The sequence below is a fragment of the Bradyrhizobium sp. UFLA06-06 genome (genome assembly GCF_054820065.1).
Genome location: NZ_JADFUD010000006.1, coordinates 111,089 through 136,775, shown reverse-complemented (window position 1 = coordinate 136,775; position 25,687 = coordinate 111,089). Strand labels below are relative to the sequence as shown.

The window sequence follows — 25,687 nt, the reverse complement described above, 5'->3', positions numbered from 1 at the left end:
CCTCAGTTTGCCACTCTTCTTGGCGGAAAGAACGCGTCGAGAAGGTCGTGACAAGCCGCTTCTCCCTCCGCGGCGGATATCGTTCTTGGATCGGCAGCCCAGCCGGACCACAGACCTTCGGTAAGCTGAGTGAGCGTGATCGCAAGACGGTCGGGATTAACTTTGGCACCCCGCGCATTCGCGGCGCGCTGCATAAGGTTGGCCAAGCCACGGCGATACGGCCGGTTCAGCTTGTGATAAATCTCGGCAAGATCAGGAGACCAGCGCGACGTGCTGGCCAGAGCGACCCAGACCAGGACCCTTTCCGGCGTGAACACGGGCGCCCGAAAACTTGCGCTGACGATAGCGTGCAAGCGGTCAAGCGGATCTTGGCCGGCCGCCTCCGCCGCAGCTCTCGTCGCCAGTTCAAAATCCTTGGCCACTTCCCCTACCGCGTGAAGCAACAACGCGTCCTTCCCAGGAAAATAGTGCCCGATCAGACCGCGCGAAAAGCCGGCCGCCTCGCAAATGGTCGCGACTGTCACGTCCTTGTAGCCGCGCTCCGCGATCGCCTTCATGACTGCGATCACGAACTCATGTCGCTTTGCTTCCTGATCGGACGATCCCACCGGGCGTCCCCGCGCCCGTTTTTCCGCTTTCTGCAAGCAACGATCTCCTCTTCCCGGCTCACCGGGCACACTAAATCATCGAATTTCTTTGAATGTCCATTCAATTTCGCACCCGCGCCCATGTGAGAGCTTTTGCGCTGAAGCAAGGTGCCGGATCGCAAAAACCACGTTGGTTTTTCCCGTTAAGCTTCAGGAACGATGCAAACCATTTTCCGGTATTTGGCTAGCATTGCCTGCATTCGCAGGAGAGTGGAGCCCGGCACTTCAGCTCTCTCTGCCAGGCCAGTACTTCGCTTTGGTTGCAATCCAGCGCTCCGCGTCGGCTTCCGTATCAAAATCTCCGATGTGAGAATCCGGCCCATTGCCGGTCTTGACCGCTACAAACCAGCGACCGTCTTTTGTCTTCTCCGGCTGAAAATGAGGCGTCTTGGTCGTCATGCCACTCAGTATGCGATGTTGATGTCCAACATTCCACACGCCGCGACTGCGACGGAGGCTTAGCCCATTTGGGGCATGACAATAACGTATAAGGTCCATCAAGGACGCGGAGAGCGTCGCCGGAAACGAAGAGCCCGTATTCGCACGGATACAACGAGCGTGTTCTGAGGCCCATGATCGAACCCTCGGCGGATAGCGCATGGGACGTTCGCTATGCCAACACTGTCCAGGCAAGAGACGGAAGCGCTCGCATGCAAATGTGACGTTTGCGGTCGCCATATGGCCCTGTTGGCCGAACTACCCTCCGTTGGTAAGTACGAAGCGGTCCATGTGTTTCGTTGCTATGGCTGCAATTCAGCGAAGTCGGAGCAAGAGGCCCGGCGCTGATTGGGTATCTTTCGCGACGGCCTCATGCGAGGCATCTCGCAGGGAGATCTCGGCAAAAATCAATCACGGGCGCAGCAACGTTCGGTCCTGATCACTACTAGTTGGCCCGCTCTCCCGGCGCGATTCCTGGTGGTTTATCTCCCTGCGATTGGCGCAATCTCCGATCGTGCCTGAGACGCCAGTCGAATAGCGTCAGCCCGAAACTGTGGTGAGATCAAGCACCCACCGTGCGACGCAATATAATCCCTACTGCAGCCCCGCCCTCGTCGAGGCGACCAATCGCTTCGCCAGATTGCGATGATGATAACCATGCTGCCGGACGTCGTCGCGAATACCGTGGCTGACAGATCGAACGACACGCTTCTGTTTGCGCCACCTTCCGGCGATTGCCGAAGGGATAGAGCCACCCCGAATAACAACCAGAAGCTCGTTGCTCCTGTTCAAATAAACATCGTACATAACATTCCCCGCTTACTTGCCGTAAAGTCCAATCAACGCCTGGTTGCGAAGCAGCAGACCCTGCCCAGCGCGTTACGCTGGACGGTCTTCCGGAATCCCCTGCAAGGCCTGTCGAGCAACGCGCCCAAGAGCCCCAAGCGTCTTTTTCCCCTGCTGGGCGGCCCGCACCAGCTTTCGCGCGATGAACTTCCTGGTTTCGTGATCGCCACCGCCGTTCGGGAGATCGCGGCAGACTTCATCCAGAACAACGTCGAGGTTAGCGGTCGTCCGCTCGTCAAACTGCTTCATGAAAAGGCTCGCAACGAAATGAAGACAAACACTCCGGGCGAAGGCCAAAACGTCCAAGCCTGGGCGATATCGCCGAAGTCCAATAGCGAGTTGGTAACATGAGGCTCACGACGTCCGACCGGCCAGTTCGGAACCGGACTTTTCCCCGTTTTCCCCGCCATTCCCGCGCGCGACGGCCTCGAGTACTGTCTCCGAATGAATTCGCCAGACCAGGCGCGGGACAGCGGCGAGGCCCGACCGCGCAAGATCATTCATATCGACATGGACGCGTTCTACGCGTCGGTGGAGCAACGGGACAATCCCGACTTGCGCGGCAAGCCACTGGCCGTCGGTGGCTCCGCAGAACGCGGCGTCGTGGCCGCAGCGAGCTATGAGGCCCGCAAGTTCGGGGTCCGCTCAGCAATGCCGTCGGTCACCGCAAAGCGTCAGTGTCCGGAGCTGGTTTTCGTCAAGCCGCGCTTCGAGGTCTACAAGGCCGTCAGCCGGCAGATCCGGGACATCTTCGCCGAGCACACGGAAATCATCGAGCCGCTGTCGCTGGACGAGGCATATCTCGACGTCACCGAGAACATTCAGAAGATCGCGCTCGCAACCGAGATCGCTACCGCTATCAGGGCCAAAATCCTCGCCGAAACCGGCCTCACGGCCTCTGCCGGAATCTCCTACAACAAGTTCCTGGCGAAGCTCGCGTCCGACCATCGTAAGCCCAACGGCCAGTTCGTCATCACACCCAGGATGGGGCCTGCCTTCGTGGAGAATCTCCCCGTTGGCCGATTCCACGGCATCGGCCCGGCGACGACAGCCAAGTTCAACGGCCTCGGCATCTTCACCGGGCTCGACATCCGCAACCAGACGCTCGAGTTCATGAACGCGAATTTCGGCAAATCGGGCGCCTACTACTACTGGATCTCGCGCGGCGTCGACGAGCGTCCGGTTCGAGCGAACCGGATACGAAAGTCCATCGGCGCAGAGAATACATTCTCGAACGATTTGACAGCGTTCGACGCCCTGGCGGTCGAGCTCCGGCCGCTCATCGACAAAGTCTGGCGGCATTGCGAGAGCACCGGCAGCCGAGGGCGCACGGTGACGTTAAAGGTCAAGTTCTTCGATTTCGAGATCATTACCCGCAGCAGATCGGTGTCTAGCCCGGTATCTAACCGCGCTGACCTCGAGCGTCTGGCTATCGACCTGTTAGGGCACGAGATGCCCTTGCCAAAATCCGTACGCTTGCTGGGCGTGTCGCTGTCAGCGCTCCATGACCAAGACCGAGCGGAACCTCAACTCGATCTCCCGATTTAGCACTCTCGATAGACGCACCTCTAATTTCAGATCGCGCCTGCTGCGCAAGCCGGCCCCGGATGACCTGACCGAGCGAAAACCGCCCTTCGGGCGAAATTTCATGGGTAGCATTCACGCAGAACTCGCCGGCCCCTTCCGCGCTCAGTCCATCGAACGACCGCCGCTTCCCATTGAATCATCTTAAGCGCTTTCCATGCATTTCTCGCTAGACAGTGGGCAGAATTGGTCCAATTCTGCTGGGACAAGGAGACGGCATCATCGGCAACTCAGATCGACTAATGGACATGAAAGCGCAAAAGCTCGCTGCCCTTGGCTTTCTGACGGTTTTCAACGCCCCAGCGGCAGCATCTGCCCTCACCTTGGAAAATATCAAGGCAAGGCTTGAAGCAGCTGGCTATTCGCAAATCCGCGAAGTGCCATCTGGCAAGATCAAGACGTTCAAGGCCACACGGGACGGGAAGGAACGGTCCATTCTCGTCGACAGCACCGGCCATATCCAGGAATTGCGATAGAGTCCTTGAGGCCCGAACCGCAATGGGGATCACCCGCGCAGCTGCAACGAGATCTCGGTGCTCGTGAACGTCCTCTCGGGTGTCAGCACCACCATGTCTACGACGGTCATCGAGCCCGGGTGGCTGTACACATATCTGACGTGCCAAAGCGGCCCGACGTCGGGTGAGATAACAAAATCTCCGGATTCGAGCGCGCGGGCGATCGTTCTGACTGCCACACTATTCTTTATCGGGAGGGAGAAAACTGCGTCGACAAGCGCCGCAAGGGTTACCCCATCAGCAAGGAAGGCGCGAGCAACGTTGTCCCCGTGAGCCTCCCGGAGGGCCGACACGATTGCGGCGACGGCTTCTGGGTTGTTCACTCTGCGCGCCTTGCTGAACCATGAGACGGTCAAAGGTAACCGGGCTTAACCGGTGACCTCATCCTCTTATAGGCCAGGAGCCCTTCCGTTGGTAACTCAAAGCGGACCGCCTTCACCCAGTCCGGAGCTCGCCCTTCGGCTCGATTCTGAAAAACAGCCCTTGCCACCAGCAGGAGGCGTAAACATCTATCATGTCAAGCAACGCAATATCCCTAACGGTAACAAGATGGACCTGACCGAAATCCAGAACTACGCGATACAGGCGAGAATGGCGTTCATCGTTGGCGCGGGAACGTTTGACCGCGTGTTCGCCGGCATCCGCTTTGCGGAGATCGACGGGTATCTTCTGTATGTCTACGCAAGAGACGAATCGAGCGCAGCCGAAATCGAGGACAATTTCGTTCTGCCCATCGCAATCGTTGCGTCGCAGATCGTCGGCCGGGAAATCGATGTCGTTGTCGTGCTACCGAAGGTCCTCCAGTGAGGGTCCCGCCAAGCGCCTGTTAGGCTTCTGCCGCCGCGGCTGCAGCTGTCGGATCGCCGCATACTGCACTTGTCCCAGCCACGTCTCGTTCGACGGCCAGAACACCGTATTGATCCGGATTTCGCGAGAGGCAGGACGGCCGTAATACAATCCCTGCCGATGTTATCGTAACTTGCAGAGCATTTTTCACCTTTCGAGTTTTTACAGGCCCATTGCAGCCGGCCGGAAAGGACCGCCCCTTGGACGGTCCTTTTCGATTCCACGGTCCGTTTCAGCGGCCATTGCGGGGATTCACCTTTGACGAAGGAGCAACTCGCTCGAGACGCGGCAGACATCTTCCGACTGCTACGGGCGTTCCGCGCGATTAAGGATCGAGCCGCGCGGCGAAACGTTGTCGAGGCTGTCGAGGCAATGGCCGAAGGTCGCGTAGCCGACAAGGCCCTCGACGACAAAGGCGGAAAGCCTCATGCTTGAGCGATGTGCTGCGGGCTGGCTTAAGCCGGAGAACCGCTCCCTAGTGCCGTTCAATAGCTTCGGTGTGCTCCGGAGCCGAACCTGGAGACCAAGAAAAAGGACGTGGTTTGGTTCGCGCTTGACGACGATCGGCAGCTGACGGCCTTCGCCGGTCTGGACCACGATCAAGGGGGTGATCGGGCACCAAGTCAAAGTCGATCCCAGGTTCTCACAACGTTTATGGCTTTTTGGCGAGGCCGGCGAACGCTGTCGTTGAGTCAATCCACCTCTAGGTCATGCCCGTTGTCCTCACTACAGACGAGGAGCGCGACGTATGGATGCGACGCCGTGAGATGAGGCAAGAGCGCTGCAACGACCTTTGCGGGACGAAACGCTTTGCGACTGTGAACCAGGGGACGGAACGAGGACCCGGCTACGTCATGAGCCTTGCTGTTGGCAAGCGCTCCGGAAGCGGCGCCAGCTATTTGACCTTGCGAGTTCCCGTTCGTCCAAGCGAAAGCTTTCGATGTATCCCCATCGACAGGGTATGCGGCGACTTGAAGATCTCAAAACCAAGGCGGTCTCGCGCGGCATCGCTTATTCTTACGCCATCTCTCGTATCTGGTTTGACCAAGCCTGTTTTCGGGATCAGCACGTAGTCGAGCACCGACTTGGCGTCGTTGGTCAGCCTGATGACGACGACCCACCGGCCGATCACCTTTCGAATGAATGGAATGCGGTACTGGTTTAGACACCCGGGATAGCGGTATGCGCGAGCAACGCGAAAGTCCAGCAAGACCTCCCTTCCGATAAGGACTTGGTCGCCCGATGAGTTTGCTTTTATGCCGAGCGCTTTGAGATCCGCCACGATCTCCCGGCGCAGCGCTCCTATCTCCTCTGCCCAATGCTCTTTCGCATCAATGTATGTATGGTCCCGTTCGGAAGTATAACCGATCAACCGGTAAGCTTCTCGAATAGTTCCGAAATGGCGAATGAAAGTGTAGAAGCTCGGCAATCCGACAGTGCTATTGATGATACCGGTGCTCAACCGTCCTCTTTTTTTGAGGGTCCGGCGCAATCGAACTAGCATTTCAGTTTCTGATACCTCGACACGCCGGTTAGCAAGAATCTTTTGGACGCGTTCGAAGGTGGACACGCTGATCACCGGGTCAATGCACCGTTCCACGCGAATCCACTGGTCGGGTGGATTGATGACTCTTGGCCCCTTGAGTTTGCGCGAGACTCGATTGTAAAGGAGGTTTCCGATAAAGGCTTCGTTTTTGAGAATGCGATAGATGAGCGCAGGATTCCAAGGGTGCCCCGTGGATGTCTCCACATTGCGGCGGTTCAGCTCTCTCGCTATCCATGCATCGCATTTTCCCTTGAGACATTGCGCGAAAATCCATTTGACGATGGTGACCTGATCCGGAGGCCCCGGCCGGATCTTCACGCGGTCGGATTGCAAAAATTTGGCTTCGCCCTTCTCCAGAAACATCTTCGGCCGCTGCTTCTGGTCAACCAGCTCGCGTCTGAGACCGTAGGTCTTCGGAGCACCTACCGAGAACCCTTGCCGGATAACCCGCGAGTGGGAGGCATGCACCCTGGCGGATAGATCGCGACTGAAGTCGGCGGCCTGCGTTCGCTTGAGATACTTTCCCAAGGTAGAGGCCAAACTGAAGTCATTCTTGAATCCCTCGGCGCAATATTCGACCTCCACCCCGGCTTGCCGGCAGAGGAACTCGTAGTGAGCACCTTCGTCTAGATCTTGAAACCGCCCCCACCGGCTCACGTCGTATACGAGAAGCTGACCATAATCGGCTGCGCCTGTTGTGACATCGCTTATCAACCGTCGAAGGCCTGCTCGGTTCTTGATCTGAAGGCCGCTTTTGCCTTCGTCCGCATAGGTCTTGACGATCGCCAGACGGTGCGCGCTGGCGTAAGCCGCGATCACTGCCATCTGGTTTGCGATTGAGTAGACTTGCTTTTCGGTAGACATGCGAACGTACTGCGCCGCTCGCCGTTCCATGTCACCTTTTGGAAGGTGATCCTTCCTTATCGTAAGTGCATTTGCCATGGGCACCCCGACGAGGCCAGCTTACTCCATCTTTGCCATGCCCCAAAACCAACTTTGAAAATATTCTCTTTGCCGTTGGGCAAATCATCGATCCAATCACACACCCGATCAATTTGCCGGCAGGCGCTGATCTCATATCGGTTCTATTTCCCGCACCGATCGGGGGCCTCGCCGAAGCCTGACGCCGGCACGCCCAAAGGTGCATCAAAGCGATAGCCGCCCCCGAGCCGGCCACTCCATGCGCTGACATCAGGAACTGGTCACCACCGCGGGATGGTGAAAAGCCGATCTTAAGTGAGTGACAACGTTGAACTTAGCTGAACGCGAAAGAGACGGCGACAGAAACGCCGCTTAGCCAGGAATGACTTCTCAACTCCCGCGGCATCGGAGGTTGTGCCGAATGTCGCCTGCCGCCTGCCAGGCGAGCCGCCACAGCCGCGCGGCTTGCGGGCCCTGTGTTTTGATGCCGTCAGGTACCATCGGGCTGTTACCTGCCGGATATTGCCATGCTCCGCGGAATCTGCTTCGACAACGATCATTGGTTGCACGAGCCGGCAGCCTGGTATGTCGACACGGAGCTTGCGGGAGGTATGAAAACGGTGCGGTCATCCTTGCGTTCCGGTGACCGGTCTGGCCCGAGGCCGGCGGGACGTCGGCCGAAAGCCCCGTCCGCAAGCCGCGGACGCAAGGCCGAGTCCGACAAAGGCTCTGCGGCCGCAACGCCCAAGTCAGAGCGGTCGCGGGACCTCATCCTGCATTCCGCGGCCCAGCTGTTTCGCCGCCAGGGGTTTTCGGCAACGACGCTGCGCCAGATCGCAACCAGGGCCAAGATAAAGGCCGGTAGCATCTACTACCATTTCGACTCCAAGGAGCAGATTCTCGACGAGGTGCTGGACCGCGGCCTCCGCCACGTGTTCGAGACGGTGAAGAACTCGGTCGAGCGCGCCGGAAAAGTATCGCACCGGCGCAAGATCGGTCTTGCGATCGAGGCCCACCTCGTCGCGCTCCTCGAGACGAGCGATTTCACTTCAGCCAACATTCGAATCTACGGGCAATTGCCGGAGCAACTGAAGAAGCCGCACCGGCCGCTGCGGCGCGCATACGCGGAATATTGGGACCAGCTCTTCATCGATGCCCGGCGCGCCGGCGAGATCCGCGCCGACATGGAGGTGGTGCCATTGCGTATGTTCGTGATCGGAGCTCTCAACTGGACAATCGAATGGTTCAGGCTGGAAAACAGGGATGCCGTGCTTGAATTGGCCCGTCGCACGGAGACGCTGATCTTCGAAGGCGTCAATAAGCCCTGATCCCAATCTATCTGCCCTGCCAGACCGGCTTGCGCTTCTCTGCGAACGCTTTCGGCCCTTCGATCGCATCAAGACTGGCATAGGCCTCCTCATGCAGGCGCTCGGCCGCGACGAGGCCCTGCGCAAACCCCAGGTCCATCGCGGCAAGCATGCTCGCTTTGGCCGCCTTGACCGACAATGGCGCGCCCTCGACGATTTTCCGCGCCAGCTCAAGCGCACGTTCGCGCACGGCCTTTGGTGTATCCTCAAGCGAGTTCACGAAACCATGCTCCGCGAGCCGTTCGATCGCGATCGTCTCGCCCGTCAGAACCATCTCCATCAGTAGGGGTTGCGGCACCATCCAAAGCATCGGCACCGCCCACGGGGACCCGCGCCCCATCTTGACCTCGGTTATTCCCGCACGGGTGCCGCGCAGCCCGATCCTCAAGTCGCACTTCAGCGCAAGCATCATCCCGCCGGCCATCAAAGATCCCGTCATGGCAGCAATGATGGGCTTGGAGACCTTCCGCATCGCGTGCTGCATGGGATCACGCATCAGCGTCAGGATATCCACCCCGTCCCTCGCCCGGATTTCCGCGGCCTGCTTCAGATCCAGCCCTGCGCAGAATACCCCGCAATCCGCTGAGGTCAGGATGATCGCGCGGACCGAGGCGTCGGTTTCGACCCTGTCCCAGGCGTCGGTCAGGCCGTTCATCGCCTCGACCGAGAGCGCGTTCTTGCGTTCGGGACGGTCGATGGTCACCGTCGCGATGCCGTCTTCGACGGAATAGCGGACTTGCTCTTTTTCAGCCACGATATCTTCTTCCTTGAATTCTAACATTTGTTAGAATACATCGCCGCACGCCAGATGCAAGAACATGGCGCAGCTCTTGAGGCAGGAGGAAGCAAGATGGCGTATCTCTGGACGCCCCCCGCGGAACTGGTGGAGCAGAGCAACCTGAGCGCGTTTCTTCGCGCCACCGGGCAGCCGGACTACGACACGCTGGCGGCCAAGGCCGACATCGATCCAGCCTGGCTCGCGCAGGAAGTGTTCGGGTTCTGTGACGTTCGCTTCTATCGCAAGCCCGAGAAGATCCTTGATCTTGCACGGGGCGAACCGTGGGCGCGCTGGTGCGTTGGCGGGACCACGAACATCGTCCTCAATTGCATCGACAAGCACCGCGGAACTGAAGTCTGGGACAAGACATTCCTGGTCTGGGAAGGCGAAGACAGGCGCGAGCAGCGGCGACTGAGCTACGCCGAGTTCGCATCCGCTGTCGAACGGCTGGCATCGGGCCTGCGCAAGCTCGGCATCGGCAAGGGCGACGTCGTCGCGATCTACATGCCCAACCTGCCCGAAACCTTTATGGCTTTCTTTGCAATCCTGAAGATCGGGGCGATCGTGATGCCCCTGTTCTCCGGCTTCGGTCCCGACCCGATCCGGGCGCGGCTCAACCATGGTGAGGCGAAGGCCGTCATCACAGCGAACGGTACCTGGCGCCGGGGCGCTCCTGCTCCGCTTAAATCGGTTCTCGACGAGGCCCTGGAGACCGCACCAACCGTCCAGCATGTGATCGTGGCAAACCGCGGCGGGCTCGGCATCGACACACCCATCCAGGCGGGACGCGACCACTGGTGGGATGAGATCGCAAAGGAGGAAGCAAATTTCCCGACCGTCGAGATGGACGCGGAAGATCCCGCCATCCTTCTCTACACGTCGGGTACGACCGGCGAACCAAAGGGCTGCGTGTGGACGCATATCAGCTTCATTGGCTCAATGGTGACGCGGGATATGATCATCTGCGGCGACTTCAAGCCAACGGACCTGTTTTTCTTCTTCAGCGACATGGGATGGATGGTGGGCGCGATGTGCGCCTGCATTCCAAGCTTCGCTGGCGGCAGACTCCTCGTGGCCGAGGGGACGCCCGATTATCCCGATACGGGACGCTTCTGGCGCCTGATCGCCGATCACAAGGTCACCTATCTCGGTGTTTCACCGACCATCGTGCGCGGCATGATGCGCCATGGCGAGGAGGTCCAGCGGTACGACCTCTCGAGCCTGCGAATGACTGCTTCGGGCGGCGAGGCCTGGACCGAGACACCGTGGCGATGGTTCTTCGAACACGTCTGCAAGTCAAAGATCCCAATCATCAATATTTCCGGCGGAACGGAAGTCGGCGGCTGCATCTTTACCGGCACCCCGAACCATCCAATGAACCCATGTTCGTTCTCCCGGCCTGCCCTCGGAGTCGGCGCGGATATCGTCGACATGGCGGGTAACCCTGTCCCCGACGGCGAGGTCGGCGAGCTGGTGCTGCGTCATGCATCGATCGGGCTCACCAAGAGCCTTTGGAAGGACGACCAGCGCTATCTCGAGAGCTACTGGAAGACGATTCCGGGAATCTGGGTGCATGGCGACTTTGCCATGCGCGGCAAGGACGGTCTCTATTACATTCTTGGCCGCTCGGACGACACCCTCAAGATTTCGGGCAAGCGCGTCGGTCCGGCAGAGCTCGAGGGCGTGCTGACCGCAACCGGCAAGGTCGCGGAAGCTGCCGTCTTCAGCGTCCCGCATCCGGTCAAAGGCTCCGCTATCGTTTGTGCTTGCGTGCCGAGTCCTGGTGCGAAAGACCCCCGCGCGCTGTCGGAAGAGCTTGCCCAGGCCCTGGTGCACGGAATGGGCACCTCGTACCGCCCGGAAAGGGTATTGCTGGTCGATGACCTGCCGAAGACGCGTAACATGAAGATCATGCGCCGCGTGCTTCGCGCAGTCTTCGAAGACAAGGACCCCGGCGATCTGTCGGCGCTCGCCAACCCCGAGGCGATCCACCATATCCGTCAGAAGCTCAAGGGATAGCTGCCGGCCCGGATTGGCCCGGACCAGGCGACGACGCATGGTGTGAAGTGAGACAGCAAGGCAACCACTCAGGTCGGTTGCCTTGATGTCGATCAGACGATCCTAGATCGGGCAATCCTTGGGGAAAGCTGGCTTGCGCTTCTCAAGGTGCGAGGCCAGGCCTTCGCGGGCCTCATTGCCGGCAAAGCCGAGGATTTCGAGGGCGGTTGACGTGTCGAACAGCGGCCCGTTGACGCGAAGCCAGTTGTTCAACGCATATTTGGTCCAGCGGATCGCACTCTGTGCGCCGGTGGCGAGATCCTGCGCCGTTTCCAATGCGATGCCTTGCAGCTCCGCATCTTCGACGCACAGCGAAACCAGGCCGATCCGCTCGGCTTCCTCACCCGACAGCGGCTTGCACGTGAGCAGATAGTACTTTGCCTTCGCCAGTCCGCAGAGCAGCGGCCAGATGATACAGGCGACGTCGCCAGCGGCGACACCGAGCCGGGTGTGGCCGTCCACGATCCGCGCCGATTTGCCACAGATCGACACGTCGGCAAGGATCCCGACGACGAGGCCGGCGCCCACGGCGACGCCATTGATCGCCGAGATGATTGGCTTGTTGCAGTTGATGACGTTGTAGACGAGATCCTTGGCCTCTTTCCAGGTCGCCATCCGCGCGGCCGGATTGTCGAGCAGTGACTTGATCAGCTCGAAATCGCCGCCCGCCGAGAATGCCTTGCCCGCCCCCGTGACAATCACGGCGCTGATGTCGGGATCGCTGTCGATGTCTCTCCAGATGTGAGTGAGCTGTGTATGGGTCTCGGCGTCGACGGAGTTATAGGTCTCCGGTCGGTCGAAGGTGATCCGAAGGATCCGTTCAGCCGGATAGTCGAGCTTCAACTTCGTATAGGCCGCGTACCGATTGGACATATTGATCTTCCCGCTTTTGGCGCCTAAGAAGCGCTACCAATTATTTCTAACAGATGTTAGAATTTGTAGTCGGCCGGCGCAAGCACTGGCTCGAAACAAGAATGTCGAAAGACAGCGCTCGAGGAAACGTTTATGGAAACCGGGCTCAGTATCCAGACAGGCGGCGGATCCGGCATCGGAACCGTCGGTGCACTGTTCGAGGTCTGTGCGGAGCTTCATGCCAACAGGCCTGCGATCGAATACCGCGGCCGGCACGTGACTTATGGGGAGTTGCGCGACCGGGTCCGTCGGTTGACCGTCCTGCTTGCCGCGCGGGGCCTGCAACGTGGCGACCGGCTTGGCCTGCTGTCGCGCAACCGTCCCGAATATCTCGAGATCGAGTTGGCGGCCGCCAATCTCGGGATCACCACGGCTTGCCTTAACTGGCGGTTGTCGGAGCGCGAACTCTCCTATTGCATCGAACTGGTGTCGCCCAAGCTGCTGCTGGTCGAGGCCGACCTCGCAGCAGGCCTCCCGCCGGCCGCGAAGGCAAATCCAATCCTGGAGATCGGATCTCAATACGAAAGCGAGCTTACGCGAGCAGACGGACGGGCATCCCCGTCTGTCGCCGAACCGGAAGATGGGCTCGTCATTCTCTACACCAGCGGAACGACCGGCCTGCCGAAAGGTGCCGTGATTTCGCACCGCGCGATGGTCATGCGGGCGTTGGTGTTCTCCTCCGAACTCGGTATCGCTCCGCACGACACATTCGTCGCATGGGCCCCCCTGTTCCACATGGCCTCGACCGATCATGCCCTCGCCACCCTGCTGCGCGGCGGAATTGTCGTTGTGATCGACGGCTTCCAGCTTGAACCGCTGCTGACGGCCGTTTCTCAACACGACATCGGCTGGCTGGTCCTAATTCCCGGCATGGTAGAGGCGCTTATCGATGGTCTGAAAGCACAACGCACCAAGGTGAAGGGAGTGCGGGTGTGCGGAGCCATGGCGGATCTGGTCGCCCCGCACGCTATTGCCGAGGTCACCGAAATGCTCGGCGCCCCCTATCTCAACAGCTTCGGCTCGACCGAGACCGGCCTGCCGCCGGCGACGCGGGCGCTGATTGCGCCAGGCGATGTGCCGGCCAGCCTGTCCAAGCGGCAAAATGCGTTCTGCCAAATCAAGCTGGTGGACACCTCCGACAACGAGGTCGCGCCCGGCGAGCCCGGCGAGTTGGCTATCCGCAGCCCGACACTATTCTCCGGCTATTGGCGCGCGGACGAGACCAACACGCGCGACTTCCGCGGCGGCTGGTTTCACATGGGCGACGTGTTCAGGCGCAACGCCGACGGATCGCTCGATTTCGTCGACCGCGCCAAATACCTGATCAAGTCTGGCGGCGAGAATATCTATCCCGCCGAAATCGAACGCGTCCTGCTAGGCGACGATCGGATCGCGGAAGTCGCAGTGGTCCGCGCTGCCGACCCGAGGTGGGGAGAGGCCCCCGTCGCCTTTGTCGCGTGCCGCGAAGGGGCTGCAATGACGGTAGCCGAGCTCACCGAACTGTGCCGACGCGAGCTGGCGAGCTACAAGCGGCCGCGCGAATTCCGTTTCATTGCCTTCGGTGAATTCCCTCGCTCGACAAGTGGCAAGGTCCAGCGCCACGAACTCGAACGCCTGTTGAAAGCTTCCACATGAGCGACACCAGCCTGAGAGGAAAGGTTGCCGTCATCGGCATCGGATTGTCGGCGGTCGGCAAGGTGCCAGGCCGCAGTCCACTCTCGCTTGCGGCAGAGGCCGCGGCAAACGCACTCGCCGACGCCGGCCTCGCCAAGAGCCAGGTGGACGGCGTACTGTCGAGCCATGCCTTCGCCTCCCCGTTCCATCGCTTCAGCGTTGCCTTCAGCGAATATTTTGGAATCCGTCCGATCTTCTCGAACACGTTGCAGGTGTCCGGCGCCACGGCGGCAACGATGTTCAGCATTGGTGCGGCCGCCGTTCACGGCGGCCTCGCCAAGGTAGTGCTGCTGGTCGCGGCCGACAGTCTGATGACGGGGCTGACGCCTGATCTGGCGCTTCGTTCGCTCACAGAAAGCCGGGATCAGCAATACGAGATGCCGTTCGGCATTCCGGTTGCCAACACTTTCGCAATGACCGCGCACCGGCATATGAGGGAGTTCGGCACCACGCCCGAGCAGTTGGCGGAGGTCGCCGTCGTGCACAGGCGTCACGCGGCGCGGACCCCCGGCGCGCAGCAGACGACACCGATCACCGCAGCGGACGTGCTCAATTCGCCTATGGTCACCACGCCCTATCACAAGCTCGACTGTTCGCTGATCTCGGACGGTGGCGCGGCATTTGTCCTCACGTCGGCCGAGCATGCGAAGGCCCTCGGGATCGAGAAGCCAATTTTCGTCCTCGGTTGCGGCGAATGCTACACCCACGAACACATCTTCCTGATGCCGTCCCTGACCACGACCGGTGCCGTCGAATCCAGCCGGCGGGCCTACGCAATGGCCGGCTACCAGCCGCGCGATATGGATGTCGCCGGCATCTATGACTGCTTCACGGGCACCGTGGTGATGATGCTTGAGGACCTCGGCTTCTGCCGGAAGGGTGAAGGCGGCCCGTTCGTCGCCGACGGACAAATGAGCTACGGCGGCCAAATACCCTCCAACACCCATGGCGGCCTGCTGTCATTCGCGCATTCCGGAATGCCTGGCGCCCTGTTCCACTTCCATGAGGTGATCGCGCAGCTGCGTGGCCAATGCGGCGAGCGGCAGGTCGACGGCGCCGCGCTCGGGCTGGTGCACAGCCTCGGAGCGGGATTCGCCACCAATGCCACGGCCATTCTGGGCACTGAGGGAGCGCTGTGATGGCATCCGAGAATTCCACCCGAAAGCCCCTGCCCGCTCCGGATGCCGATACGACCGCATTCTGGCATGGCTTGCGCCACGGCAAGCTCCTGCTGCAGCACTGCCGCCGATGCCGGAACGTGCAGTACTACCAGCAAACCACATGTCGCGAGTGCGGCGGCGATAAGCTCGTGCACAGGCCCGCGACCGGCCGCGGCAAAGTGCACTCCTTCAGCGTGGTCTATCGGGCTCCCGGCCCCGCATTCAAGGTGGATGTCCCCTTTGCCGTGTTGCTCGTCGAACTCGACGAAGGGCCGCGCATGATCAGCACCCTGACGGGGAGCGATCCGGCGGACGTCACCTTCGACATGGAGGTCGAGCTCGCATTCGACCAGGTCTCTGACGACATAACTCTGCCGCGCTTCCGGAAAGCCTGAGGGATCCGCATGAGTTCTGCTTGCATCCGCGCGCGATCAATTCTAACAATTGTTAGAATTTTGCAGCACCTCGATTTTGTGGCGCTCGCACCGCCGACCCACCGGTCGATTTACACCAGCGGCAGGTCACCGACGGACTTGCCGCGCAGCCGCCAGGACCACCCGCAATGGCAATCATGAAATCGGACGTCGTCACCTCGACCGAGGACTACGCCCGCAACCGCAGCGCCTACGCCGAACGCGTTGCGGATCTCAGGCGGCGCCGGGCCGCGGCAGCACTGGGCGGCCCGGAACGGGCACGCAAGCTTCACAAGGAACGCGATCAGCTGCTCCCGCGCGAGCGGATCGCGGCGCTGATCGATCCCGGATCACCGTTCCTCGAATTCTGTCAGTTGGCCGGCGACGGCCTTTACGAAGGCGTACCGCCCGGCGGCAGCATCATTACCGGCGTTGGAATGCTCTCCGATCGTCCCTGCATGATCATCGCCAACGAGCCCACCGTAAAGGGCGGCACCTATTACGGTATCACCTGCAAGAAGCATGTTCGTGCGCAGCGCTTCGCCTGGCAGCACCGCCTGCCCTGCGTGACCCTGGTCCAATCCGGCGGCGCCAACCTGCCCGACCAGCCCAATATCTTCCCTGACGATGGCCAGTTTGGCTCGATCTTCTACAACCAGGTCAGGATGTCGGCTGAAGGCATCCCGCAAATTGCGGTGGTGCACGGTCCCTCTACCGCGGGCGGCGCCTACATTCCCGCGTTGAGCGATGAGACCGTCATCATCAGAAACCAGGGCGCCATGTTCCTCGGCGGGCCGCAGCTGGTCTATGCGGCGACCCGCGAAGAGGTCGGCATCGAGGCACTCGGCGGCGGCGAGATGCATAGCCGCGTGAGCGGTGTCACTGACCATCTCGCCGAAAACGACGCCCATGCAATTGCCATCACGCGCGAGATCGTCGCCAGTCTCGGCGAGATTCCCCGGCAAACCCGGACCGTCGCCCCGGTGCGCGAGCCACACTTCGACCCCAACGAAATCTACGGCCTGATCAGTTCGGATCCGCGCATTCCCACCAATAATCGCGATGTCGTTGCGCGTCTCGTCGACGGCAGTGAATTCCATGAGTTCAAGCCGCTCTATGGCGATACGCTGGTGACCGGCTTTGCGCGAATCATGGGCTTCGAGATCGGCATTCTCTGCAACAACGGCGTGCTGTTCTCCGAAAGCGCGCTGAAAGCGACGCACTTTATCGAGCTGTGCTGCAAGCGCGACATCCCGCTGCTGTTCATGGCGGATGTCACGGGCTTCATGGTTGGCCGTGAAGCCGAGGAAGGCGGCATCACCAAGAACGGCGCAAAAATGATCACGGCAATGGCAAGCGCCAATGTCCCGAAATACACGCTCATCATGGGTAATGCCTACGGCGCGGGCTACCTCGCGATGTGCGGCCGGGCGTTCCGGCCAAACGCCATGATGATGTGGCCAAATGCCCGTTCCGCCATCATGGGTCCCGACCAGGCCGCGACCACGCTCGCGATGGTTCGCGACGAGGTGCACAAACGCGAGGGCACGAGTTGGACGGACGCTGAGCGCGAGGCCTACATGGCGCCGACCCGGCGAACGTTCGAGGATTTCGCCAATGCCTACAATTTCGCCCGCAACACCTGGTGCGACATGGTGATCGATCCGCTCGAAACCCGCAGCGTGATGGCGCTGTTGCTTGACCTCGCCGGGCGCGTCCCGCGTCAGCACACCGATTTCGGCGTGTTCCGGATGTAGACGAAGGGGCCCGCCATGTTCAGGAAAATTCTGATTGCCAATCGAGGCGAAATCGCCTGCCGCATCGCCCGCACCTGCCAACGGCTCGGCGTTGCGGTCTCCACCGTGCACTCCACCGCAGATGCCGACGCCTTGCACGTCAGGGTGATCGGTGAATCCATCGGGATCGGCGGCGCGCCGGCATCGGAAAGCTATCTGCGGATCGATGCCGTCATCGCCGCCGCGAAAACCACCGGCGCGGAGGCGATCCATCCTGGCTTCGGCTTCCTGGCGGAAAACACCGACTTTGCCCGCGCGGTCGAAGCAGCCGGACTGGTATTCATCGGACCGACGCCGGATACCATCGAGCGGCTGGGCGACAAGGCATCCGCGAAGCGGGAAGCCGTCGCCGCCGGTGTCCCCACAGTACCCGGAAGCGAAGCTCCGAGCGAGGATCGCCTCGAAGTCGAACGCAGCGTCCGCCGGCTCGCACTGCCGGTCATGCTCAAGGCCGCGGCCGGCGGCGGTGGCAAGGGAATGCGGGCGATCTCGACCTATGACGGACTTGCCGACGAAATCGAGTCCGCGATGCGTGAGGCAAGGAATGCTTTCGGCGACGCAAGGCTGATCGTAGAGAAACTGATCCTGCAAGGCAGGCACATCGAGGTGCAAATCGCGGGTGACGGCGACGACAACGTGATCCACCTGTTCGAACGTGAATGCACGCTGCAGCGTCGCCACCAGAAGCTCATCGAGGAAGCGCCAGCTGCCAACCTGGCTCCCGCCTTACGCCAGCGTATCCTCGACGATGCTGTCCGGCTCGGACGCAGGCTCAGATATCGTGGCGTCGGCACGGTCGAATTCATCGTCACCGGCACCGACCATTATTTCCTAGAGGTCAATCCCCGGCTCCAGGTCGAGCATCCCGTAACCGAGATGGTTACCGGCATCGACATCGTCGAGGCTATGCTCCGCATCGCCGCTGGCGAAGGCCTGCCGGTGAAGCAGGGCGAAGTGTTGTGCCAGGGCCACGCGATCGAGGCGCGGATCTGCGCCGAAGATCCGAATGACGGCTTCATGCCATCCACTGGAGAGCTCGCCCATGTCAGGTTCCCGTCCAGCGGCATTCGCGTCGAGACCGGCGTCGAAAGTGGGTCGATCGTTACGCCCTATTACGACTCGATGCTCGCCAAGCTGATTGCTCATGCCGCCTCCCGCGATCAGACGCTCGACCAACTCGATCGCGCGCTCGGTGAAACCTCGATCTTCGGTGTCGTCACCAACCGGGATTTTCTCCGGCGATTGATCGCCTTGCCCGCGACCCGGGCCGCGACTTTTCATACCCGTCTGATCGACGAACGGATCGATGCGCTCGCGCCCACCGCTGGCGACATTGACCCGGAGGCGCTGGCGGTTGGTGCGTATTTCTGGATGATGCGCCAGCGCGCCGCCGCTTCCGGCAACCCCTGGCAGTCCAGCAGCTTGACCGGCTGGCAGATGGCGGCAGCCGATGACGGCTTGTCACCGATCCCCATTCTCCACCTCGAGGCCGCAGGCGACAGCGCGGAGATCCGCTTTGCGCCCTTGCAGCGAGATGGCTCGATGCTGATCGGTGTCGACAATGACAGGATTCGGGTGCAGCTGTCGCCGCTTGCCGATGACATGTTCGCAGCCGCAACCAACGCGCGCTGCGAGACCGTGCGGATCGTACAGAAAGACCAGGCGATCTTCGTGCACGATCCGCGTCGCGCCCATACCATGACCGCGATCCCCTACCTCAGATACATCAGCACCGACGCCGAGATCAGCGGCGAACTGCGCGCCCCGATGACCGGCGTGGTGTTGAAGATCAACGTCACGGTCGGTAGCCGCGTGAAGGCAGGCGATCCGACCGTTGTCATGGAATCCATGAAGATGGAACTGCGCATTGCCAGCGAAGTGGACGGCGTCGTGACCGCCGTCCACTTCAAACCCGGCGACACCGTCGAGCGAAACGCCGTCGTCGCCGTCGTCGAGCCTGACCTCATCGCGCAGTAGCCACCTCACGAACCCTTCAGGAAAGCACATGTTACGATTGGGAAGTGTAAATTATGATGTTCAGGGCAACATCGCGATCCTGACGCTCGACGAACCCAACAAGCTGAACGCACTGACCAGCGGCATTCGCATGGGCATCCGCGAAGGACTACAGCGCGCCGACCAGGACGATGCGGTACGTGTCAGCATCATCACCGGCGCCGGTGGCAAGGCATTCTGCGCTGGCGCCGATATCGGCACCTTCGATTTCGATCCGGGGAAAGCCCGCGCGTTCTTCATCGACGCCATGGAGGTCCTGAGCGCTCCCGAACGGGCCCTCAAGCCGGTGATCGCCGCGGTCAACGGAATAGCCTATGGCGGTGGATTTGAGCTCGCCATTGCATCCGACTTCATCCTGGCGGCCGAGAGCGCTCGCTTTGCCGTACCCGAGATCAAGCTCGGGCTGCTGCCCGGCTTCGCTATCGTTCGGCTTCAGGACATCGTGGGGCGCGCAAAAGCCAAGGAAATGAGCATCCTCGGCGACCCTGTCGACGCCGCGGAAGCAAGTCGTCTTGGACTCGTATCGCGCGTCGTTCCCGACGAACGTCTTCTCGTCGACGCAATCGCGTTCGCGCAACGCATCGCCTCACAGCCTCGCCTTGCCGTGCAGATGGCCAAGTCCTTTTACAATCGCGGTCTTGGCGGCAACGAGATGCGCCATGCGATCGATGGGTTTCCGTTCCTGCTGATGCACGCCGATGCACGCGAAGGCATCAATGCATTCCGGGAAAAGCGCGAGCCGCGATTCGATAAGACGTAGCTGTAGCGGCTGCGTTGGGCCCGACCACATCATCGCGCAGACATCTGGGCGGCCGACCATTCCACTGTCCGATAAAAAAATGAGGGAGAACACGTGAGGAGGAACTTCCTGGCCTTGGCCATCCTGATTGCGACGGCGTCAGCCGCCTCCGCCCAAATCTCGAATGACGTGGTCCGGATTGGCGTGCTGACCGACCTGTCAAGCTGGGGACGCGACAACAGCGGTCCCGGCTCGGTCGAGGCGGCGAAATTGGCCGTTGAGGAGTTTGGCCCGACAGTGCTCGGAAAGCCAATCGAGATCGTCAGCGCCGACCACCAGATGAAGACCGACGTCGGCCTGCAGATTATTCGCGACTGGTTCGACAACGGCAAGGTCGACGCGGTAGCGGACATTCCGAACTCGGGAATTGCGATCGCCGTTCACAATATGGTGCGGGAGCGCAACAAGATCGCGCTGCTGTCCGGCCCGGGCGCGAGCTCCCTGACCGACGAATTGTGCAGCCCCAACACCGTACATTTTTCTTACGACACCTACGCGCTATCCAAAGTGACGGCGTCGGCTGTTATCAAGGAGGGTGGCAAGTCCTGGTTTTTTGTCACCGCCGACTACGCGTTCGGCCAGCAACTTGAGAAAGACGCGACGCGTTTCATCAAGGAGCTGGACGGCAAGGTACTCGGCAACGTGCGGCATCCGACCAACACAGCCGACTTCTCGTCATTTGTACTGCAGGCGCAAAACTCCAAGGCGGATGTTGTGGCCTTTGCCAATGCTGGCCAGGACACCGACAATGCCATCAAGCAATCCGGTGAATTCGGCCTGGTTCAGGCCGGCCAGAAGCTTGTTGGCCTGCTGATGTTCGATACCGACGTGCACGCTGTCGGCCTGCAGGCCGCACAAGGCACTTACATGACGACGGCCTCCTACTGGAACATGGATGACAAGACCCGCGCCTGGTCAAAGAGGTTCTTCACCCGGACCAACGTCATGCCGACCATGATTCACACCGGCGTCTACGGCTCTGTGCTGCACTACCTCAAGGCGATCAAGGCCGCCGGCACAGATGATCCCGCCGCGGTCATGGCCAAGATGCGCGAACTTCCGGTCGAGGACACCTTCGTACATGGCGCCAGGCTGCGCGAGGACGGGCGGGTGATCCGTGACATGTACCTGGCGCGCGTGAAGAAGCCATCAGATTCGAAGGAGCCGTGGGACTATCTCGAGATCGTCAAGACAATCCGGGGTGAAGACGCCTATCGGCCTGTCAGCGAATCGAAGTGCGCGCTTCTCAGGAAGTGAAACGACCTGATCGGCGCAAAGAGCGAGCGAAGGCCACTGCTTGGCCGGGCGGATTTTGGGAAACAAGTAAGGCAAATCATTGCCGAACATCGGAAGGACGATCAGTTCGTGACCACAGCATCATCTCCAATCGAACTCGTCGTTGCCGACATGATCGCGACGATTTGGCTGAACCGGCCGGAGCGAGGCAATGGGATCGAGCTCGGGCTGGCGGCTGCGCTCAGGGCAGCTGCCTTCGACCTCGAACGTGACGCCAGCGTCAAGGTCGTCGTCATCCGAGGCCGCGGAGCAAATTTCTCGGTCGGCGGAGATCTTCGAGCTTTCTCCGCTGCCGGCGCCACCTTCCCGCGGCTTGCAATGGACATCATCACTGCTTTCCACGACGCACTCGTTTCACTGAGACGCTCAGGAAAGCCGGCTATCGCCGCGGTGCACGGGGCTTGCGCCGGTGGAGCAATGTCCCTGGCGTTGGCCTGTGATTTCGTTCTAGCCGCCGACACGGCACATTTTTCAGTGGCGTACCGGCGGCTGGGCGTTCCCGCCGATGGCGGCATGAGTCACTCGCTGACGCGCCTGGCGGGGCCAAGACGAGCGCTGGAGTTGATGCTCCTCTCTGACCGCACAAGCCCAAGCGAGGCACTGTCGCGCGGATTGATCACGAGAGTATGTGCAGAGCAGGAGCTCGAGGCCGAGCTGACCCGAATGGCGCGGGCGCTAGCCGATAACTCACCCGCCGCAAGCCGTGCGGTGAAAGCCCTGGTCTGGAGCGCCGATACCGCAACGTTCGACGAACAATTGTCGGCCGAGCTAGCTTCATTCGTCGACTGCGCCTCCTCGGCGGACTTTCGCGAGGGCATGAAGGCGTTCAACGAGAGGCGGCCGCCAATATTCGCAGGAGAGTGAGAAGATGGGATCCCTGGACGGTAAGGTCGTTTTCATTACAGGCGCGAGCCGCGGCATAGGCCGGGAGATCGCGCTCAAATTCGCATCGGAAGGAGCGCGAGTTGCGCTCGCAGCCAAATCGAGCGAGCCCCATCCCACCCTTTCCGGAACTATCCATACAGTGGCCGAGGAGATCCGTAAGCTCGGTACCGCCGCCCTTCCGCTCCGTGTCGATGTGCGCGACGCAGACGCACTCGCAAACGCCATCGAAAGGACGGTTCAGGAATTCGGCGGATTGGACATCCTCGTGAACAATGCCAGCGCCATCAGTCCGACCGGCCTGCTCGATACGCCGGCCAGGAAGTTCGATTTGCTGAGTGCGGTGAACGGCAGGGCGACCTACATCTGTGCCTATCATGCTGTACCGCACCTGAAGCGGTCGTCAAATCCCCACGTTCTCACCTTGTCACCGCCACTGCCGAAGTCGGCAATCTGGCTCGGCAAGTATCCGGCGTACGCCACCTCGAAGTACAGCATGACGATGTACACGCTGGCGCTGGCCGAGGAATTTCGATCGTTTGGAATTGCCGCCAATGCTCTTTGGCCAAAGACCATGATTGCAACCGACGCCGTGCGCGTGCATTACCAGTCGGATTATCGCCGCAGCCGCTCGCCTTCAATCATGGCCGATGCGGCACACTTCATCGTTACGCAAGACAGCCGCGCATTCTCGGGCAAGACCTTGATCGACGAGGAGGTTTTGCGTTTGCAGGGTGTCGACGACCTGTCGGTCTATGCAATAGATCCTGCCAGCCAGCTTGCGCCAGACATCTTGATCGAATGACTGCAGCAACGATCAGGGAAAGCTTCCCGGCAGGGAAGCATCGGGGTACTCGGACTTACCCGGCTGCAGGAATGGCTTCCGAATGAATACCGCCAGCGCGCGCATCGCCATTATTGTGAATCCAGCCTTGCCGCTTGGGTTGATTGCGAACACAATTGCGGCCTTGAGCATCGGTATCGGCGCAGCAGAGCCGGACCTTGGAGGAAACCTCTTGACCGACGGCAACGGGCTCACCGTCCGGACCAGCGCAAACCGTCCGGTACCAATTCTGCAAGCCTCGCCCGAAGCGCTGTCCGTACTGCTGACGCGCGCGCAGCCATTGGCGAGCGGCGCCGTTTTGGTACCTTTCCCGCAATTCGCCAGGGGGCTCCACCGCTTTGAGGACTATCTCGCCGAATTTCCGCTGCGCGCGCTCTCGAACGAGACGATCGACGGCTTGGGCTTCTACGGGCCTGAAAAATGGGTTCGGTCGCTGACGGGCAATTTGAAGCTCCTGCGCTGAAGATAACGCCGCGTCATGAACCTGAGGACTGACCTCATCATGAGCATGGTCGTCTACCCTTACGCCATGGCGCCATCCCCGCTCAAGCATAGCTGCAAGGTGCCCTCACTGGGAGATTAAAACCTTTCAGCCCTCATGGGCCACGTTTCAAGCTCACCGGGAAGCCCTCGAGTTCGGGCGTCCGGCTACCTCAAGCGGAGCCGTGTGACATTAGAGCTTCTGGATTTCGGCTGGTGGCCGGCCGGCCCGCAGGCCTTCCCGAGCCGAAGCTGTCCTCATCACGGTGGAAAAGCTTTTGCGCTCGTCAGCCAGGCCTTCGGCCAACGGACGGTCGAGAGCTGACCGGGTAAGGCGCTTGGCAAAGGCCAGGCCTTCGGCACCTCGGCCCGACAGCTCAGCGCCGATCTCAAGGGAACGCGCGAGCGGATCGGCGACGACCTCATGCACAATTCCGATTTCGTGCGCGCGCTGTCCCGTCACTGTCAGGCCACGAAGGATCATCTCGAGCGCCCTGGCCTCTCCAACGATCCTGGGCAAACGCTGTGTACCGCCACCACCCGGAAAGATGCCGATGCGCGTTTCCGGAAGTCCGATCGCCGTAACACTGCTCCCGGCGATGCGCAGGTCGCATGCCAGCGAAAGCTCGAAGCCACCTCCCATGCACAGGCCATTGATTGCCGCAATGACCGGCTTGTCGACGGCTGCAATCGCATCCGTCAGCGCGTGGAAACCAGGTGGCCGAGGACCAAGCGACGACGGGGCGCGAGACGCTCCGCGCTCAATGGCATCTGCGGCCTCGGAGAGTTCCGCAACGTCGTAGTGACGGATGAAAATGCCGGGTAGGCCCCCTGTAATGACAATGACCCGGACCGATGGGGCTATTCCTGCAGCGGCGACCGCATCGAACATCTCAGCCGCCCCGGCGGCCGTCATGGTGCCGAATGGGACGTTAGCATAGGTGATGACACGGACCGCGTCGCGATCCTGGATGGAAACAAGGGGCATAGCCTACCCTCACCGCAACCGCTCGCCGGACAATCACGCGTTGGCGCTGCACCGCTCAGAATGCGCCCGGGTCCCACACCGATCAAGCCTCGGCGCGCTAAGATTGCCATTGCAGCCGCGCGGTTCATTCTTAAAATCCTGCCTCCCCGGCATGCGTTTCGGACGGGCCTGTACAGCGGAGTAGACGTTATGCCCAAGCCGGAAAGCTTCCCAATCGAGAATATCTACGTTCCCGTGAAAAGAAGGAAGGCAATCAAGCCTCAAGTCGTCGAGGAGATCGCTGGAAGCATTCTGGAAATCGGACAACAAACCCCCATTCTCGTCAGGCCCGACGAAGACCGCTTCGTTCTGGTCGAGGGACTACAGCGGCTCGAAGCTTGCAAGGCGCTTGGAGAGACGACGGTTGTGGGCATCGTGGTCTCGGCGGAGGATGCTCAGCAAAGGACGCTCTTGTCCGAGGGACCCGAAGCAGATGCAGAACGCGACAAGATGGCGCGATTGAAAAAGCTGCGTCTCGAGAAGGAAGCTGCAGAAAGTTCGAGTGCTGCCTTGAACCGGACGGATAAGCAGCGAGCCCGCTCGGCAAGGGGCGCGGGCGAGAATCCGAGAACATCGCCAAGCCGGACCTCAGCGCCGACGCCGAAAAAGACGTTGTCGGATTGGATCGCCCAGCAGAAGCGCGACGGTGGCCGCTATTGATTGCCCGCTTTCGGTCCTGCATCCAACGTCGTCTATCCGGCGATGGAATTATCTTGATCTCTCGCTGCTCAGGCGATCTTCTAAGTCACGGCAATACTTGAACTTTCGCGCCATCCATCGTGCGCTTGTTTGGGCTAGCTTAAACCAAGGAATAAACGTCGACACACCGAGGTCCGGCTCGT

The 25,687-nt window shown here is 60.7% G+C and carries 25 protein-coding genes; 17 read left to right on the top strand and 8 right to left on the bottom strand.

Annotated elements, in window-relative coordinates; genetic code table 11:
* Positions 1-2 precede the first annotated feature (2 nt).
* Positions 3-644 carry a TetR family transcriptional regulator C-terminal domain-containing protein gene (locus IF803_RS07400; RefSeq protein ID WP_225162469.1) on the bottom strand — a complete coding sequence of 214 codons (642 nt, stop codon included), beginning with the start codon at positions 642-644 and terminating at the stop codon, positions 3-5.
* 228 nt (positions 645-872) lie between these two features.
* Positions 873-1,046, bottom strand: a complete 174-nt coding sequence (locus tag IF803_RS07395; protein WP_155258656.1) for a hypothetical protein — start codon at positions 1,044-1,046, stop codon at positions 873-875.
* A 696-nt stretch (positions 1,047-1,742) separates the two neighbouring features.
* Here IF803_RS07395 and IF803_RS07390 point away from each other — a divergent pair.
* The 3 genes from IF803_RS07390 (at position 1,743) to IF803_RS07380 (ending at position 3,991) form a co-directional block, all read left to right on the top strand.
* Positions 1,743-2,282: a hypothetical protein gene (locus IF803_RS07390; protein ID WP_461191755.1), complete on the top strand. Its 540-nt coding sequence runs from the start codon at positions 1,743-1,745 to the stop codon at positions 2,280-2,282.
* A 93-nt stretch (positions 2,283-2,375) separates the two neighbouring features.
* The gene (gene dinB, locus IF803_RS07385; RefSeq protein WP_461191754.1) at positions 2,376-3,479 is read left to right on the top strand and encodes a DNA polymerase IV; all 1,104 of its coding nucleotides are present in this window, start codon (positions 2,376-2,378) and stop codon (positions 3,477-3,479) included.
* 278 nt (positions 3,480-3,757) lie between these two features.
* Complete coding sequence (locus IF803_RS07380; RefSeq protein ID WP_461191753.1) at positions 3,758-3,991, top strand: hypothetical protein; 234 nt, start codon at positions 3,758-3,760, stop codon at positions 3,989-3,991.
* Between the two features lie 29 nt (positions 3,992-4,020).
* Here the strand turns inward: IF803_RS07380 and IF803_RS07375 are convergent, their stop codons facing one another.
* Positions 4,021-4,353 carry a hypothetical protein gene (locus tag IF803_RS07375; RefSeq protein WP_225162473.1) on the bottom strand — a complete coding sequence of 111 codons (333 nt, stop codon included), beginning with the start codon at positions 4,351-4,353 and terminating at the stop codon, positions 4,021-4,023.
* Positions 4,354-4,579: 226 nt separating this feature from the next.
* Between IF803_RS07375 and IF803_RS07370 the strand changes: the two genes are divergently transcribed.
* A complete protein-coding gene (locus tag IF803_RS07370) occupies positions 4,580-4,837 on the top strand; it encodes a hypothetical protein (RefSeq protein ID WP_028342797.1) in 258 nt (85 codons plus the stop codon).
* Between the two features lie 345 nt (positions 4,838-5,182).
* On the opposite strand, the gene IF803_RS07365 is transcribed toward IF803_RS07370, so the two are convergent.
* Both IF803_RS07365 and IF803_RS07360 read right to left on the bottom strand, forming a co-directional pair.
* Positions 5,183-5,479, bottom strand: a complete 297-nt coding sequence (locus IF803_RS07365) for a hypothetical protein (RefSeq protein ID WP_461191752.1) — start codon at positions 5,477-5,479, stop codon at positions 5,183-5,185.
* Positions 5,480-5,771: 292 nt separating this feature from the next.
* Positions 5,772-7,364 carry a recombinase family protein gene (locus tag IF803_RS07360; RefSeq protein WP_461191751.1) on the bottom strand — a complete coding sequence of 531 codons (1,593 nt, stop codon included), beginning with the start codon at positions 7,362-7,364 and terminating at the stop codon, positions 5,772-5,774.
* A 506-nt stretch (positions 7,365-7,870) separates the two neighbouring features.
* Here IF803_RS07360 and IF803_RS07355 point away from each other — a divergent pair.
* On the top strand, positions 7,871-8,671 hold the full coding sequence (locus tag IF803_RS07355; protein ID WP_461191750.1) for a TetR/AcrR family transcriptional regulator: 801 nt from the start codon (positions 7,871-7,873) through the stop codon (positions 8,669-8,671).
* 7 nt (positions 8,672-8,678) lie between these two features.
* On the opposite strand, the gene IF803_RS07350 is transcribed toward IF803_RS07355, so the two are convergent.
* The gene (locus IF803_RS07350) at positions 8,679-9,491 is read right to left on the bottom strand and encodes an enoyl-CoA hydratase/isomerase family protein (protein WP_461191749.1); all 813 of its coding nucleotides are present in this window, start codon (positions 9,489-9,491) and stop codon (positions 8,679-8,681) included.
* Positions 9,492-9,560: 69 nt separating this feature from the next.
* On the opposite strand from IF803_RS07350, the gene IF803_RS07345 reads away from it, so the two are divergent.
* On the top strand, positions 9,561-11,507 hold the full coding sequence (locus IF803_RS07345; protein ID WP_461191748.1) for an AMP-binding protein: 1,947 nt from the start codon (positions 9,561-9,563) through the stop codon (positions 11,505-11,507).
* A 102-nt stretch (positions 11,508-11,609) separates the two neighbouring features.
* Here IF803_RS07345 and IF803_RS07340 read toward each other — a convergent pair whose 3' ends face one another.
* The gene (locus IF803_RS07340; RefSeq protein WP_461191747.1) at positions 11,610-12,419 is read right to left on the bottom strand and encodes an enoyl-CoA hydratase/isomerase family protein; all 810 of its coding nucleotides are present in this window, start codon (positions 12,417-12,419) and stop codon (positions 11,610-11,612) included.
* 132 nt (positions 12,420-12,551) lie between these two features.
* Between IF803_RS07340 and IF803_RS07335 the strand changes: the two genes are divergently transcribed.
* The 10 genes from IF803_RS07335 (at position 12,552) to IF803_RS07290 (ending at position 23,801) form a co-directional block, all read left to right on the top strand.
* On the top strand, positions 12,552-14,093 hold the full coding sequence (locus tag IF803_RS07335) for a class I adenylate-forming enzyme family protein (RefSeq protein WP_461191746.1): 1,542 nt from the start codon (positions 12,552-12,554) through the stop codon (positions 14,091-14,093).
* A complete protein-coding gene (locus IF803_RS07330) occupies positions 14,090-15,271 on the top strand; it encodes a thiolase C-terminal domain-containing protein (RefSeq protein WP_461191745.1) in 1,182 nt (393 codons plus the stop codon). Before IF803_RS07335 ends, IF803_RS07330 begins: the two co-directional genes overlap by 4 nt.
* Positions 15,271-15,687, top strand: a complete 417-nt coding sequence (locus IF803_RS07325; protein WP_461191744.1) for a Zn-ribbon domain-containing OB-fold protein — start codon at positions 15,271-15,273, stop codon at positions 15,685-15,687. The genes IF803_RS07330 and IF803_RS07325 overlap by 1 nt, the downstream gene beginning before the upstream one ends.
* Positions 15,688-15,854: 167 nt before the next feature.
* On the top strand, positions 15,855-17,462 hold the full coding sequence (locus IF803_RS07320) for a carboxyl transferase domain-containing protein (RefSeq protein ID WP_461191743.1): 1,608 nt from the start codon (positions 15,855-15,857) through the stop codon (positions 17,460-17,462).
* 15 nt (positions 17,463-17,477) lie between these two features.
* Positions 17,478-19,478 (top strand): acetyl/propionyl/methylcrotonyl-CoA carboxylase subunit alpha, encoded by a 2,001-nt coding sequence (locus IF803_RS07315; RefSeq protein ID WP_461191742.1) that lies wholly within the window; start codon positions 17,478-17,480, stop codon positions 19,476-19,478.
* A 28-nt stretch (positions 19,479-19,506) separates the two neighbouring features.
* Positions 19,507-20,277 (top strand): enoyl-CoA hydratase/isomerase family protein, encoded by a 771-nt coding sequence (locus IF803_RS07310; protein WP_461191741.1) that lies wholly within the window; start codon positions 19,507-19,509, stop codon positions 20,275-20,277.
* A gap of 93 nt (positions 20,278-20,370) precedes the next feature.
* Positions 20,371-21,573: an ABC transporter substrate-binding protein gene (locus IF803_RS07305; protein ID WP_461191740.1), complete on the top strand. Its 1,203-nt coding sequence runs from the start codon at positions 20,371-20,373 to the stop codon at positions 21,571-21,573.
* A gap of 108 nt (positions 21,574-21,681) precedes the next feature.
* Positions 21,682-22,476, top strand: coding sequence for an enoyl-CoA hydratase/isomerase family protein (locus tag IF803_RS07300; protein ID WP_461191739.1), 795 nt, complete (start codon positions 21,682-21,684; stop codon positions 22,474-22,476).
* Positions 22,477-22,480: 4 nt separating this feature from the next.
* Entirely contained in the window at positions 22,481-23,299 is an 819-nt protein-coding gene (locus IF803_RS07295) for an SDR family oxidoreductase (RefSeq protein ID WP_038381887.1), read from the top strand.
* Between the two features lie 82 nt (positions 23,300-23,381).
* Positions 23,382-23,801 (top strand): DUF2000 domain-containing protein, encoded by a 420-nt coding sequence (locus IF803_RS07290; RefSeq protein WP_461191738.1) that lies wholly within the window; start codon positions 23,382-23,384, stop codon positions 23,799-23,801.
* 210 nt (positions 23,802-24,011) lie between these two features.
* Here the strand turns inward: IF803_RS07290 and IF803_RS07285 are convergent, their stop codons facing one another.
* The gene (locus IF803_RS07285) at positions 24,012-24,806 is read right to left on the bottom strand and encodes an enoyl-CoA hydratase/isomerase family protein (RefSeq protein ID WP_461191737.1); all 795 of its coding nucleotides are present in this window, start codon (positions 24,804-24,806) and stop codon (positions 24,012-24,014) included.
* A gap of 189 nt (positions 24,807-24,995) precedes the next feature.
* On the opposite strand from IF803_RS07285, the gene IF803_RS07280 reads away from it, so the two are divergent.
* Complete coding sequence (locus IF803_RS07280) at positions 24,996-25,505, top strand: ParB N-terminal domain-containing protein (protein ID WP_461191736.1); 510 nt, start codon at positions 24,996-24,998, stop codon at positions 25,503-25,505.
* The last annotated feature ends 182 nt before the right edge of the window (positions 25,506-25,687 follow it).

Bases quoted from the DNA above. Each gene is read 5' to 3' on its own strand.
- IF803_RS07395 (WP_155258656.1), bottom strand. From the start codon at position 1,046: ATGACGACCAAGACGCCTCATTTTCAGCCGGAGAAGACAAAAGACGGT.
- IF803_RS07390 (WP_461191755.1), top strand. From the start codon at position 1,743: ATGCTGCCGGACGTCGTCGCGAATACCGTGGCTGACAGATCGAACGAC.
- dinB (WP_461191754.1), top strand. From the start codon at position 2,376: ATGAATTCGCCAGACCAGGCGCGGGACAGCGGCGAGGCCCGACCGCGC.
- IF803_RS07380 (WP_461191753.1), top strand. From the start codon at position 3,758: ATGGACATGAAAGCGCAAAAGCTCGCTGCCCTTGGCTTTCTGACGGTT.
- IF803_RS07370 (WP_028342797.1), top strand. From the start codon at position 4,580: ATGGACCTGACCGAAATCCAGAACTACGCGATACAGGCGAGAATGGCG.
- IF803_RS07360 (WP_461191751.1), bottom strand. From the start codon at position 7,364: ATGGCAAATGCACTTACGATAAGGAAGGATCACCTTCCAAAAGGTGAC.
- IF803_RS07355 (WP_461191750.1), top strand. From the start codon at position 7,871: ATGCTCCGCGGAATCTGCTTCGACAACGATCATTGGTTGCACGAGCCG.
- IF803_RS07350 (WP_461191749.1), bottom strand. From the start codon at position 9,491: ATGTTAGAATTCAAGGAAGAAGATATCGTGGCTGAAAAAGAGCAAGTC.
- IF803_RS07345 (WP_461191748.1), top strand. From the start codon at position 9,561: ATGGCGTATCTCTGGACGCCCCCCGCGGAACTGGTGGAGCAGAGCAAC.
- IF803_RS07340 (WP_461191747.1), bottom strand. From the start codon at position 12,419: ATGTCCAATCGGTACGCGGCCTATACGAAGTTGAAGCTCGACTATCCG.
- IF803_RS07335 (WP_461191746.1), top strand. From the start codon at position 12,552: ATGGAAACCGGGCTCAGTATCCAGACAGGCGGCGGATCCGGCATCGGA.
- IF803_RS07330 (WP_461191745.1), top strand. From the start codon at position 14,090: ATGAGCGACACCAGCCTGAGAGGAAAGGTTGCCGTCATCGGCATCGGA.
- IF803_RS07325 (WP_461191744.1), top strand. From the start codon at position 15,271: ATGGCATCCGAGAATTCCACCCGAAAGCCCCTGCCCGCTCCGGATGCC.
- IF803_RS07320 (WP_461191743.1), top strand. From the start codon at position 15,855: ATGGCAATCATGAAATCGGACGTCGTCACCTCGACCGAGGACTACGCC.
- IF803_RS07315 (WP_461191742.1), top strand. From the start codon at position 17,478: ATGTTCAGGAAAATTCTGATTGCCAATCGAGGCGAAATCGCCTGCCGC.
- IF803_RS07310 (WP_461191741.1), top strand. From the start codon at position 19,507: ATGTTACGATTGGGAAGTGTAAATTATGATGTTCAGGGCAACATCGCG.
- IF803_RS07295 (WP_038381887.1), top strand. From the start codon at position 22,481: ATGGGATCCCTGGACGGTAAGGTCGTTTTCATTACAGGCGCGAGCCGC.
- IF803_RS07290 (WP_461191738.1), top strand. From the start codon at position 23,382: ATGAATACCGCCAGCGCGCGCATCGCCATTATTGTGAATCCAGCCTTG.
- IF803_RS07285 (WP_461191737.1), bottom strand. From the start codon at position 24,806: ATGCCCCTTGTTTCCATCCAGGATCGCGACGCGGTCCGTGTCATCACC.
- IF803_RS07280 (WP_461191736.1), top strand. From the start codon at position 24,996: ATGCCCAAGCCGGAAAGCTTCCCAATCGAGAATATCTACGTTCCCGTG.